The sequence below is a fragment of the Erysipelothrix aquatica genome, assembly GCF_009828775.2.
Classification (GTDB): Bacteria; Bacillota_I; Bacilli_A; order Erysipelotrichales; family Erysipelotrichaceae; genus Erysipelothrix; species Erysipelothrix aquatica.
On the sequence record NZ_WTSY02000012.1, the window covers coordinates 13467 to 26955 of the forward strand.

General features: G+C 39.3%; 10 protein-coding genes. All 10 read left to right on the top strand.

What is annotated here, in order from left to right; genetic code table 11:
* The first annotated feature begins 54 nt into the window (after positions 1–54).
* The 10 genes from GVV20_RS04875 (at position 55) to whiA (ending at position 13468) form a co-directional block, all read left to right on the top strand.
* A complete protein-coding gene (locus tag GVV20_RS04875; RefSeq protein WP_159741156.1) occupies positions 55–1551 on the top strand; it encodes a S41 family peptidase in 1497 nt (498 codons plus the stop codon).
* A complete protein-coding gene (gene uvrB, locus GVV20_RS04880; protein ID WP_159741155.1) occupies positions 1541–3514 on the top strand; it encodes an excinuclease ABC subunit UvrB in 1974 nt (657 codons plus the stop codon). The genes GVV20_RS04875 and uvrB overlap by 11 nt, the downstream gene beginning before the upstream one ends.
* Before the next feature lie 123 nt (positions 3515–3637).
* Positions 3638–4531 (top strand): aminoglycoside 6-adenylyltransferase, encoded by an 894-nt coding sequence (locus tag GVV20_RS04885; RefSeq protein ID WP_159741154.1) that lies wholly within the window; start codon positions 3638–3640, stop codon positions 4529–4531.
* Positions 4528–7353, top strand: a complete 2826-nt coding sequence (gene uvrA, locus GVV20_RS04890) for an excinuclease ABC subunit UvrA (RefSeq protein WP_159741153.1) — start codon at positions 4528–4530, stop codon at positions 7351–7353. Before GVV20_RS04885 ends, uvrA begins: the two co-directional genes overlap by 4 nt.
* A gap of 2 nt (positions 7354–7355) precedes the next feature.
* Positions 7356–8303, top strand: coding sequence for an HPr(Ser) kinase/phosphatase (hprK, locus tag GVV20_RS04895; RefSeq protein ID WP_159637734.1), 948 nt, complete (start codon positions 7356–7358; stop codon positions 8301–8303).
* Entirely contained in the window at positions 8303–9760 is a 1458-nt protein-coding gene (lgt, locus tag GVV20_RS04900; RefSeq protein WP_159812808.1) for a prolipoprotein diacylglyceryl transferase, read from the top strand. Before hprK ends, lgt begins: the two co-directional genes overlap by 1 nt.
* Positions 9739–10677, top strand: coding sequence for an NAD(P)/FAD-dependent oxidoreductase (locus tag GVV20_RS04905; RefSeq protein ID WP_159812806.1), 939 nt, complete (start codon positions 9739–9741; stop codon positions 10675–10677). The genes lgt and GVV20_RS04905 overlap by 22 nt, the downstream gene beginning before the upstream one ends.
* A gap of 39 nt (positions 10678–10716) precedes the next feature.
* A complete protein-coding gene (gene rapZ / locus GVV20_RS04910) occupies positions 10717–11589 on the top strand; it encodes an RNase adapter RapZ (RefSeq protein ID WP_159741579.1) in 873 nt (290 codons plus the stop codon).
* Complete coding sequence (locus GVV20_RS04915) at positions 11586–12545, top strand: gluconeogenesis factor YvcK family protein (RefSeq protein ID WP_159741578.1); 960 nt, start codon at positions 11586–11588, stop codon at positions 12543–12545. Before rapZ ends, GVV20_RS04915 begins: the two co-directional genes overlap by 4 nt.
* Positions 12524–13468: a DNA-binding protein WhiA gene (whiA, locus tag GVV20_RS04920; RefSeq protein WP_159741577.1), complete on the top strand. Its 945-nt coding sequence runs from the start codon at positions 12524–12526 to the stop codon at positions 13466–13468. Before GVV20_RS04915 ends, whiA begins: the two co-directional genes overlap by 22 nt.
* Positions 13469–13489 lie beyond the last annotated feature (21 nt).

A 13489-nucleotide genomic window follows, 5' to 3' on the forward strand; every position in this document is an offset into this window, starting at 1 on the left:
TAACTGGGATTTTTATTATGTGCTGTGATAAACTTAGTACATTGAGGTGGAATCGTGGATAAAGAAGAAAATAACAAACATCAAATTCGTCTAGAGCGTCATAAATGGCCTGACGAAATTAACCGAGAAAAAAAGAAAAAGAAGGTTATCATTGCGACTGCATCAGCGGTCGTTATTGCATTCTTGCTAGGATGGCAAGGAAATAGGCTTCTAAATAGTTTTATAGGTAATGGTAAGAACTCAGAGGCACTTGCTCTTTTTGAGCGTGTCTACTCAGATGTCCGTTCAAGTTGGTTTTTTGTTAATGATATGGAAGATCCTGATAAGACGTTGGTTGAAAATGCCATCAAAGGAATGTTACAGCGGAATGGTGACCAGCATACTGTGTATATGACGGATGAAGAAACGAAGAAATTGAATGATTCGATCAATATGTCTTTCGTCGGTATCGGGGTTACATATATGGAAGCTGCTGACACAAATATGGTTACCAACGTTATCAAAGGATCGCCTGCTGAAGCTGGTGGAATCTTGGCTGGTGATGTAATTTCAAAAGTGGACGGTGTTTCAACGTTTTCAAGTGACATCCCCATTAAAGAAATGATTCAAGGTGAAGCAGGACAACCGATTAAGATGGAAGTCTTAAGAGCGGGCAAACCTGTTACTTTGGAGATCGTTCGGGGTCGTGTTGAAGCATTAGCGTTTGGTGAAGTTATTGAACCAGGGGTTGGCTATCTTGAAATGAAATCATTTGGACGTGGTCTTGCTGATGTAACGGAGTCGATTTTAAAAGATTTTAAAGCCAAGGGCGTCAAAAATTTAGTTATCGATTTACGTGATAACGGTGGCGGTTATTTGGATGCGATTCAGGATGTTGCGCGCCTATTCCTGGATGAAGGGGCAATCGTTTATCAAGAACATTTTACGAATGGTAAAACAGAAACTTATACGGTTAAAAATTCAGTCGCATCAAACTATAAGTTTGACGATATTACGATTTTGATTAATGAGGGGACTGCGAGTGCTTCAGAGGTCCTTACATTAGCTTTAACCGAAAATCTCGGAGCGAAAACAGTCGGTATGAAGAGTTATGGAAAAGGGACAGTCCAAACGCAACGAATCTATGGTGACAGTTCTAACTTGAAAATCACAATTGCGGAATGGCGCAGCCCAAGTGATATTAGTATCAATAATGTTGGTATTTTACCGGATCATGAAGTTAAGTTACCGGATGTATTCTACGCATCATATCCGCTCATTGGAACATCAGAATATGCCTATGATACGGTCAGTGTCGCAGCATCTTATGCTCAACATGCGCTAACATATCTTGGATATCACAATGGTCGCACGGATGGTTACTATGATAGTGCTACACGTGACGCGATTTTAGCATATGCAAATGCGGAAACAATAAATACTGATGGAACAATAAACCAAACGCTTTTACAACGGATGTATAGTTCTGTCTTATACACTTGGAATGGTAATCGTGCCGTTGATGACGTTCAACTCATTAAAGCATTGGAGGTTGCGAAACATGGATCATAAATTTGAACTAGAATCCCGTTTTGAACCAAAGGGCGATCAAATTAAAGCAATTAAGGAACTAACTGAAGGTATTCTTGCGGGTAAGAAAGATCAAGTACTCTTAGGGGCAACGGGTACTGGTAAAACGTTTACGATTTCACAGGTCATTCAGGAATTGAACCGTCCTACGCTTGTATTTGTTCATAATAAGACACTGGCGGGTCAACTGTATTCGGAGTTTAAAGAGTTTTTTCCACATAATCGTGTTGAGTATTTTGTTTCAAACTTTGATTATTATCAACCAGAAGCATATTTACCAGGATCGGATACGTATATTGAGAAGAGTTCGATGATAAACCAAGAACTCGATATGCTGCGTCATGCGGCTCAAAACTCTGTCTTACAACGTCGTGATACGATTATTGTTGCTTCAGTTGCGAGCATTTATGCTACTGCCGATCCCGAGTACTATAAGGCAATGCTTTATGTCATGCGAGTTGGCCAAGAAATTTCGCGCGAAACACTGTTGATGGACCTTGTTAAGCGCCAATATGTTCGGAATGATATTGAGCAATCACGGGGAACCTTTCGAGTTCGTGGCGATGTCGTAGAAATTGTACGTGGGGATACGGATGATATCGTTGTGCGTGTCGAATTCTTTGGTGATGAAATTGATCGTATTGTTGAAGTTGATCGCATTACTGGTAATGTAAAGCAAGGTTATAAGATTTATGATATATTTCCTGCAAACGAATATGCTCGCGATATGGATCAAATTAAAATTGCAGCAGATGCAATTGAAGAAGAGTTAAAAGAGCGTCTAGAGTATTTTGAAAAGGAAAATAAACTTGTTGAGTATCAACGACTTGAGCAAAGAACAAAGTATGATTTAGAGAATCTTCGTGAGTTTGGAATAACTTCGGGTATCGAAAACTACTCAATGCATATTGATGGGCGACCACCGGAGCAAAGACCATACACGCTCTTCGACTATTTCCCAGACGACTATTTGTTTGTGGTGGATGAGTCGCACGTTTCCCTTCCACAGATTCGTGGAATGTATAATGGTGACCAATCAAGGAAACGGACCTTAGTTGAATTCGGGTTCCGCTTGCCGAGTGCATTGAATAATAGACCGATGACCTTTGAAGAATTTGAAACCGTCCAAAATCAAACAATTTATGTCTCTGCAACACCGGGCGACTATGAGATGGAAAAGGTTAATCATGAAATTGTAGAGCAAATTATTCGACCAACAGGATTGTTGGATCCGACCTTAGAAATTAAACCAAGTCGCGGCCAAGTTGATGATATTGTTGATCAAATTTTAGTGCGTCGCGATCGTAATGAACGCGTGTTGATTACAACGCTTACTGTAAAAATGGCGGAAGATTTAACCAGTTACTTATTAGAAACTGGCATTAAAGTAGCATACATTCATCATGAGACCAAAACGTTAGAACGTATTGAAATTCTTCGTGATTTGCGTTTGGGCAAATATGATGTTCTCGTTGGAATTAACTTACTTCGTGAAGGACTTGATCTCCCTGAGGTAAGTTTAATCACAATTTTGGATGCAGATAAAGAAGGCTTCTTACGTTCATATCGATCACTTGTCCAAATTGTAGGACGTGCAGCGCGTAATGCGAATGGTCATGTTATCATGTATGCTGATAAAATAACTGACTCAATGCAACGTACAATTGATGAGACACAACGTCGTCGTGATATTCAAATTGCGTATAATGAGAAACATGGCATTACACCAACTACTATCATTAAACCAGTTCGTGAGATTATTGCTGGAAAAGAAACTGCTGCTCTAACTGCCAAAGTTAGAAGTGGAAAACGTGATAAGAAAGCAATTGTTGAGTTGATTGAACGTCTTGAGAAAGAAATGCGTGAAGCGGCCGCTATTCTCGATTTCGAGCGTGCAGCACAGCTTCGTGATGTTATCATGGAAATGAAATCAGAAAATCTATAGCAACCTTCGGGTTGCTTTTTTTTTGAGTGAAACATTCTTGAAACATGCAGTATTTATTGCAATTCGTTTTGCGAGCAACATGAATTGACCGTATAATGAAACAAATGGGAATGGAGAATCACTATGCACCAAAATGAACAATTGATGGATATCGTTAAAGATATTGCGGCACAAAGCCCGTACATCTATGTTGTAGCAATGAATGGCTCTCGCGTGAATACGAATGTAGGCGCTGATGCTTGGCAGGATTATGATGTGGTTTATATTGTTGAAGATGTTTCAATCTTTGTGAAAGATCGCAGTTGGTTGGATTTTTTTCCGAAGCGCTTAATTATGCAAGTACCAACGGACATGGGAAGTGATCAGCCATGGCCTACTTTTTTGATGCAGTTTGAAAATGGTGATCGTGTTGATTTAATGTTCGTCCCAGTCACAGATTTAGCGACGTATTTGCAATCAGATTCGCTTGTGAAAATAATCATGGATAAAGAAGGCATGATGGAGGGATATGACCTACAGGAACCCGATGATTCTAAATACTGGATTCAAAAAGCAACACATTCAGATTATCAAGACAGTGTTAATGAATTCTTATGGCTATCGCTTTATGTAACCAAAGGGTTGAAGCGGAAGGAGCTTTTGTACGCCATTGATCACTTATCAATCATGCGCGACGAGTTATTGAAGATGATGACATGGATGGTAGGTAACAAAACAAATCATAAAATCAGTCTTGGTAAGAATCATCGTTTGTTGAAAGTATTCATCGAAGAGGATATGTGGGCACGATTTATGACGACCTATAATTTATCAGACGCAGCATTGATTTGGGAGGCGTTAGAGACACTATTGTCACTTTATGAAATCGTTGCTGATCGCGTAGCGGATAACCAACATTTTACGTATGATCGTGGCCAATATCACGCGATTCGAAATACAATTCTTGCGTTGCGCAAGGACGCAAATCTCTACTCAATCCATGATATAATAAGAGATACAAGTTTGGAGGTATTATGAACAACGATAAAATTGTAATTAAAGGTGCAAAAGAAAATAACTTAAAAAATGTAAGCTTGGAAATCCCACGTAATAAATTGGTAATCATGACAGGTCTATCCGGCTCCGGAAAGACCTCACTTGCTTTTGATACGATTTATGCAGAGGGGCAACGTCGCTATGTTGAATCACTCAGCTCATATGCACGTCAATTCTTGGGGAATATGGAAAAGCCTGATGTTGAGCTAATTGAAGGATTGTCGCCAGCAATTGCGATTGATCAGAAAACAACGAGTAATAACCCGCGTTCAACAGTCGGAACTGTAACTGAAATCTATGACTACTTACGTCTTATGTATGCCCGTGTTGGTGTTCCATACTGCCCAATCCATGGGATTGAAATTACCTCGCAAACAATCAAACAAATGGTTGATCGCATTATGGATTTTGAAGATCAAGCACGCCTCGAAATCCTAGCGCCAATTGTTAAGGATCAAAAGGGAGAGCATAAAGAGCTTCTTGAATCCATGCGTAAAGAGGGATTTGTCCGCGCATATATTAATGGAGAAATGGTTCAACTTGATGAACCGTATACAGTTGAAAAGAATAAGAAAAATTCAATCTCAATTGTTGTCGATCGTGTTATCAAAAAAGAAGACAGTCGCTTCCGCTTGAGCGACTCACTCGAAACAGCAATAAAGATTAGCGATGGAATCGTAAATGTTAAAGTCGGTTCGGAAATTCATGTTTTTTCTAGTAAATTTGCATGTCCAGTCTGTGGCTTCAGTGTTCCGTCGATTGAACCGCGTCTTTTCTCGTTTAACTCTCCGATGGGAGCGTGTCATACATGTAACGGATTAGGTATTACTCAATCTGTTGATGTTGATTATCTCATTCCCGATCCTACGTTAACGATTATGGAAGGTGGCATTCGCTACTACAAAAATATTGTTGGTAGTCAAAATATTGAGTGGCAAACATTCGAGCAACTGATGAAATTTGCGAAGGTCAATGCGGACACACCAATCAATAAAATTCCGAAAGCAAAACTCGATATTTTACTGTATGGATCGCAAGTCCCAGTGAAGTATATCATTGAATCACGTTCTGGGAATGTGTTCCATAGAACAGAAGTAATTGAAGGTGTTGTGAATCTTATTGAGCGTCGTTTCCAAGAAACAACCTCAACATCTTCTCGCGAGTGGTATGGTTCATTCCATAGTGAATCAACATGTACAACGTGCCATGGTTCTCGTTTGAATGAAAGTGCACTGAGTGTCAAAGTAGATAACACAAATATTAGTGAATTTACCCATCATTCAATTCGTGACGCACTTCATTTTATGGAGCATTTGAAACTTGAACCGATGAAAGCCGAAATTGCAGAACTTGTAATTCAAGAAATCGTAGGGCGCTTGTCATTCCTAAAAGATGTTGGGTTGGATTACTTAACATTAGATCGAATTGCAGGTAGTCTTTCTGGAGGCGAATCGCAGCGTATTCGTCTTGCAACGCAAATCGGATCACGCCTTACAGGTGTTCTCTATGTTTTGGATGAGCCATCTATTGGACTTCACCAACGCGATAATGCCCGACTCATTGAAACCTTGAAAAATATGCGGGATTTAGGGAATACACTTTTAGTTGTCGAGCATGATGAAGAAACAATGGAAGAAAGTGACTGGATTGTTGATATTGGACCTGGTGCTGGAGCACTCGGTGGTGAAGTTATTGCGAATGGACCATTATCAGAAATTATTGATAATGAAGCATCATTAACTGCTGCATATCTAAGTGGTCGCCGTAAAATTCCAACTCCGACGAAGCGTCGTAAAGGAAATAAACTTGCGATTGAAATTGTTGGAGCAAGTGAAAATAACTTAAAGAATCTAACAATAAAATTCCCACTCGGTACACTCACAAGTGTGACCGGGGTCAGTGGGAGCGGTAAATCATCGCTGGTTAATGAAGTATTAAGCAAAGCAGTCTATCAATCATTAGGTCGTCAACGTATCAAACCAGGAAAACACAAACGTATTAAGGGACTTGAAAACATTGATAAGCTAATTACGATTGATCAAAACCCGATAGGTCGAACACCACGTTCAAATCCGGCAACGTATACAGGTGTCTTTGACGACATTCGTGATCTCTTTGCGAAGACTCAAGAAGCGAAGATGCGTGGGTATGATAAAGGCCGTTTCTCCTTTAACGTAGCAGGAGGTCGTTGTGAAGTCTGTAAAGGTGATGGTGTCAAACGTATCTCTATGCACTTCCTACCAGATGTTTATGTTAAATGTACAGAATGTGATGGACGCCGCTATAACGAAGAAACCCTGCAAGTCCGATACAAAGATAAAACTATCTATGATGTCTTAGAAATGAGTATTGATGAAGGTGTTGTTTTCTTTGATGCAATTTCTAAAATTCGTAAAGGATTGCAAACGTTGAGTGATGTAGGACTTGGTTATATTAAGTTAGGGCAATCAGCGACAACACTATCAGGTGGAGAAGCCCAACGTGTAAAACTTGCGAGTGAGCTTCAACGTCCTTCAACAGGAAAAACAATGTTTGTTCTTGATGAACCAACAACAGGATTGCACAGTTACGATGTAGAAAAACTGATTGGTGTACTCCAACATATCGTTGATAATGGTGACACAGTCGTCGTTATTGAGCACAACCTTGATGTAATCAAGAATGCAGACTATGTTATTGATTTAGGACCTGAAGGTGGTGACGGCGGAGGAACACTTGTTGCTAAAGGAACACCAGAAGCTATTATTAAAGTGGCCGAAAGTCATACAGGACAGTATTTGAAAAAAGTATTAGATAAGGGGTAGTTATGGAAGAAAGAAAAACAACAACAGTACGTGTACTTGTTGAACATTTAAAGCTTACACAATTAACCGGAGATGATGCATCATTAAATCGTTTGGTCACAGTACCCAATACGAATCGTCCTGGACTTGAATTATCCGGATTCTTCGATTATGCAGAGAATAAACGGATCGTAATCATCGGTAAAAAGGAAACAGCATTTATTAAAGGTTTACCAGAATCTGAACAATTCAAACCATGGGATTTTCTGACATCGGAAGAAACACCGCTTATCTTAATTACAAGTAGTAATCCTTTGCCGAAAGTCCTAGCTGAAATTGCGACTGAGAAAAATTTCCCAGTATTCCGAACCGAACGCGCAAGTTCAGATGTCATGGTTGATATGGTGACATTCTTAGATGAGGAACTCGCTCCAACAACAAATGTTCATGGAGGACTCATGAATGTCTACGGTCGTGGCGTACTTATTATTGGTGGCAGTGGAATGGGGAAATCGGAGCTAGCTCTTGAACTCATCAATCGTGGTCACTCATTGGTTGCTGATGATCGTGTTGATATTAGTCGTGTCAAAGATATGATTATTGGCTCAGCACCTGAACTTTTACGCGGAATGTTAGAGATTCGAGGAATCGGAATCATTGATATTACAAAAATGTTTGGGACTCATGCTTACCTCGAAGCGAAAGAAGTTGATTTCGTCGTCGAACTTGAAAAGTGGGACGATTCAAAAGAGTACAGACGCGTTGGAATAGAACAAGATGCTCATTATGATGCCTTTGGGTTACAAATTCCACACCTAGTATTTCCAGTCCGAGAAGGTCGAAACATGGCCGTATTGGTAGAATCAGCAGTGCGTGATTTCATTCTGAAACAACGAGGCGTTGACACTGCTGCGGAATTTGATGCCCGCGTCATGAACTTTATTCAAAAACAAAATGAGGAGCATAAATAATGATTGAATTTTTTCCAAACACTAAAATATTTTTAGAAATAGGACCTGTATCGATTACGTGGTATGCAGTACTTATCATGACAGGAGCAATTATTGCTTTCGTTATCAGTAAACGTAATTTACTAAAAGTGGGTTATAAAGCGGACGATATCGATGACATCTTTATTGGAACACTATTAAGTGGATTTGCTGGAGCACGTATCTGGTATATCTTATTCTTTGACTTTAAACAATACCTCAAAGATCCAATGATGATTTTTAAAATTTGGGAAGGAGGACTCGCAATTCAAGGAGGCCTCATTGCCGGCGCAATTTTCTGCTATTTCTACATGAAGCGTAAGCGCATCAATTTTGTTCAAGCGGCTGATCTAATTTTACCTAATGTTCTGATTGCACAAGCAATTGGTCGTTGGGGAAACTTCATGAACCAAGAGGCATTTGGCGGTATCGTTCCAGAATCCTTCTTTAATGGATTTCCAACATTTATCAAAGACATGATGTTTATCAATGGGAATTACCACCATCCCACTTTCCTCTATGAAAGTGTTGCTAATATCGTTGGTTGGATTCTCATCGTGCTCGTTTTGAAACGCTTCAGTCGTATCAAACGTGGTGATCTAACATTTGCATATCTTATGTGGTATGGTGCTACACGATTCTTTATTGAGGGGCTTCGAACAGACAGTCTATATTTCTTCAATATTCGTATCGCACAATTAATATCTGTTATATTCTTGCTTGTTGGCTTGTTTGGATATCTTGGTGGATTCCAAAAAATTATTGGGAAACCAAAGCCAATTATCCTTTGGGATTTCGATGGAACACTTGGAAACACACAAGAACTTATTATTAAAACATTTAAAAAAGTATTTGAAATCCATAAACCAGACTATAACTTAAGTGATGAAGAAGTTCGTTCATTCTTAGGTCCTACGTTAGAAGATACGTTTATGAAGCATTTTGATGCTAATCGCGTGGATGCCATTATTGATGAATATCGTGAAATAAATATTGCAATGCATGCGGATTACGTCACCGAAATGGAACACGCAACAGAAGTTTTAACTGCTTTAAAAAATGATGGCTACCGTATGGGAATTGTCTCGAATAAACAAACGGCATCCCTTATGGTTGGCGTTGAACTTCTCGAAATGCAAGATTTCTTCGAAGTTGTATTGGGAAGCGATCTCTTCAATCCTGAAAAACCTGACCCTGCGGGAATCGATCTTGCCCTAGAACAGATGAATGTCGATAAAGGTGGTGTTATCTATATTGGAGATACCCCAAGTGATATCATCGCTGGACAGCGGGCAGGTTCATTTACAATTGGTTACGTATTTGATAAAATGCGTGAGAAAGAACTTCGTGAGACCAATCCAAATCGTGTGATTGATGACTTACGCGAAGTTCAAGAAATTTTGAAGGAGGATCATGAATGGACAATAACTATGATGTAATTATCATTGGAGCAGGACCTGCGGGATTAACTGCGGCAGTCTACGCTGGGCGTGCTGGTTTGAAAACAGCAATGTTAGAATATGAAGCACCTGGTGGAAAAATGATCAAAACAGATATCGTATGTAATTATCCTGGAGTCGATAATGTTTCAGGTGTAGACTTATCCATGAAAATGTTTGAACATTCCACAGCTTACGGAGCTGAATACATTTATGGTGAAGTATCAGAAATCATCGATGAAGGGGAATGGAAAATCGTAAAAGCGAGTGGCACTGAGTATAAGACACATGCTGTAATTATTGCTACCGGAACCAATGAACGCACATTAGGTTTTGCTGATGATGAACGTCTCTTAGGAAAAGGGTTATCATACTGTGCAGTTTGTGATGGCGCATTCTTTAAAAACAAAGATGTCGTTGTTATCGGTGGCGGTAACTCCGCGCTTGAGGAATCGGTATACTTAACACAATTTGCAAATAAAGTTGACCTTGTAATCCGTCGTGACGTATTCCGTGGTGACGAAGCAAATCAACGTCAAGTACTTAATAATCCAAAAATTAATGTAATCCGTAAACACGTTCCTGTAGACTATATTGTTACAGATGAAGGAAAAGTTGGCGGTATCAAATTCAAAGATGTTGAAACCGGTGAAGAATTAGATGTTGCATCGGAAGGAGTCTTTCCATATATTGGTGCGATTCCAGCAACGGGATTCCTAGAAAATCATGAAGGTATGGTTGATGAAGAAGGGTATTTAATTGTAAATGAACAATTGGAGACTGTCATTCCTGGAATCTTTGGTGCAGGTGATGTTATTCAAAAACATCTACGTCAAATCGTCACTGCAACAAGTGATGGTGCGATTACAGCACAAAACGCATTCCACCATATACAAAATCTAAAATCTAAGGTATAACCTTAGATTTTTGCTATAATAGAGGTAAGAGGTGTTAATATGAATCATCTAAATAAACCAAAAATTGTATTAGTAACCGGACTTTCAGGTGCAGGAAAAACCAGTGCAATGGCTGTCTTAGAAGATATGGGCTATCATTGTATAGACCGCTTCCCTGCTGCTTTGATTGATAATCTTATTGATGAAATTATTGCAAAGAAAACGCCTGGATATGAAAATGTTGCATTATCAGTAACTGCAAAAGATTTCTTTAAATTCTATAAACGTTTAAAAGGTATTGATGCCGAACTAACGGTGCTCTTCCTGGATGCCTCAAAAGAGCAGCTGCTTTTACGATACAAATACAACCGTCGTAACCATCCGCTTGTGGTGGCAGGTCTTGCAAATAGCCTTGAAGAAGGACTTGATGCGGAGATAACAGAGTTTTCCGAAATTAAATCATTCGCAAGTATTATCATAGATACGACATTCTTAACAGCGCAAAATTTAACACAAAGAATTCAACGCTTCTTTAGTGTTGAAGGTAAACAAACGCTAAATATTAGTTTCATTTCATTTGGGTATCGTAAAGGTTTACCACGAGATGCAGACCTTGTTTTCGATGTACGTTTCTTAAACAATCCATATTGGGAAGAATCGCTTCGTGAAAAAACTGGAAACGATGTCGCAGTTTACAACTACGTATTGGATGATCCCAAAACTCAAGAGTACTTAGAATATTTGAAACCATTTTTGGACTATTCCTTTGATAAATACGTGGAAGAATCCAAACATTTATTAACTGTTGCGATTGGCTGTACAGGGGGGCAACACCGTTCTGTGTCAATTGTTAATTGGCTCTATGATCAATACCGTAAAGACTACACATCCTTCAAAAACCATCGTGATGTGAAGGACGAAAAAACCGTATGAATGTTGTAGTTGTCGGTGGTGGAAAAGGGCAATCTGCACTACTTCGCGGACTTAAGAACGTTGAAGGAATTAATTTGAAAGCAATCGTAACTGTCGCTGATGATGGTGGAAGTACAGGGCGTTTGCGCGAAGAATTTAATTTACCCGCAATGGGTGATATTCGAAACGTTATGCTTTCGCTTGCCGAGTCAGAAACGTTACTCTCAGTTATTATGAACTATCGCTTCGATGAAGGAACACGATCGTCATTGGCTGGGCATAATTTAGGCAACTTAATTTTCACTGCGCTTGCAACTGCGTCTGGAAACTTTATGGAAGTCATCACGCAGCTGTCACAAGTTCTCAATGTTAAAGGAGAAGTTATCCCGGCATCGATGGATTTTATTACCCTATGTGCTCGTATGGAAGATGGTACCATTGTACGTGGAGAATCCAATATCCCTAAGTATAGCAACACCATTGATCACGTCTACTACGATGTGGATGTGAAAGCAACAGAGAATGCTGTTGCAGCAATTATGGAAGCGGATGTAATAGTAATGGGTGTGGGGTCTGTATATACATCGATTCTACCAAATCTCATCATTCCCGAAATTAAAGAAGCCATTCGTAAAACGAAAGCAAAAAAAGTCTATTACTGTAACGCAATGAGCCAGCCTGGAGAAACTGATGGCTATACTGCAGAAGATCATGTTAATGCGATTCTCAAGCACATTGATGCATCACTTGATCTAGTCGTAGCAGCTTCAGATCCAATTTCAAAAGAAGTCTTGGAACATTACGAAGAAGAAAATAGTTACCCGGTTCTCTTTAGAACACAAAATCATACCTATCCTGTTCTACAACAAGATTTATTACATTTTGACAACAATCGTATCCGTCATGATCATGATAAAGTAGAAAAAGGATTCAAAGAAGTTTTGGAGGCATTAGGATGTCCTTTAGCAGTGAAGTAAAACATGAAATAACTACCGTTCCGTTCAAGCCATGTTGCGAACGTGCTTTATTGTCTGCATTTTTACATATAAACTCAAATTTACTGATTGTTAATAAGCAGATGCAATTACAAATTGAAACAGAAAATGCAGCGATTGCAAAACGAATGTATCAAATAATTAAGAATCGATACGAAGTTCAAATCGAATTAACAGTGGTACGAAAACAACGACTCAACAAGAGCAACGTTTACGTCTTGCGAGTTTTAGAAAAGGGCATTGAAATTTTAGAAGATGTGGGAATCTATTCATCCAAAGGGATGCGAGAAACACCTTCTAAGATCATAACGCTCAAAGAGTGTTGTGCAAAAGCTTATCTAGCAGGAGCCTTCTTAGCGAGTGGTAGCATTAATGCTCCCACAACCGCTAACTATCATCTAGAAGTCTCTACGGCTGAAGAAGCGTTATCTCGCTATATAATGCGTTTAATGAAAATGTTTGATATAGGTGCGAAGGTTACCGAACGTCGCGGACGCTACATTGTTTATGTCAAAGCGGCAGACCAAATCGCTGACTTCTTAAAAATAACAGGAGCACATTCAAAAACACTTGAATTTGAAGATGTTCGTATTCAACGAGATTTTAGAAATTCTCTAACTCGTCTTGATAATTGCGAAGTTGCGAATGAAGTAAAAACAATAAAAGCCGGGAATGCACAAATTGATGCAATCCAAAAATTAATCGAACATAATCGATACAGTCATATTGAAGAACGCCTCATTCAGGTTGGGGATTTACGTATGGAAAACCCTGAGACTAGCCTCAATGAGCTTATCGAGCTCTATCAAGAAAAGTATAATGAACCCATTAGTAAATCAGGACTACAACATCGCTTTAAAAAGCTGATCGAGTTAGCTGGAAAAATAGAAGAATCAGAACAATAGGTGGTGAAGTCTTAAGCAATG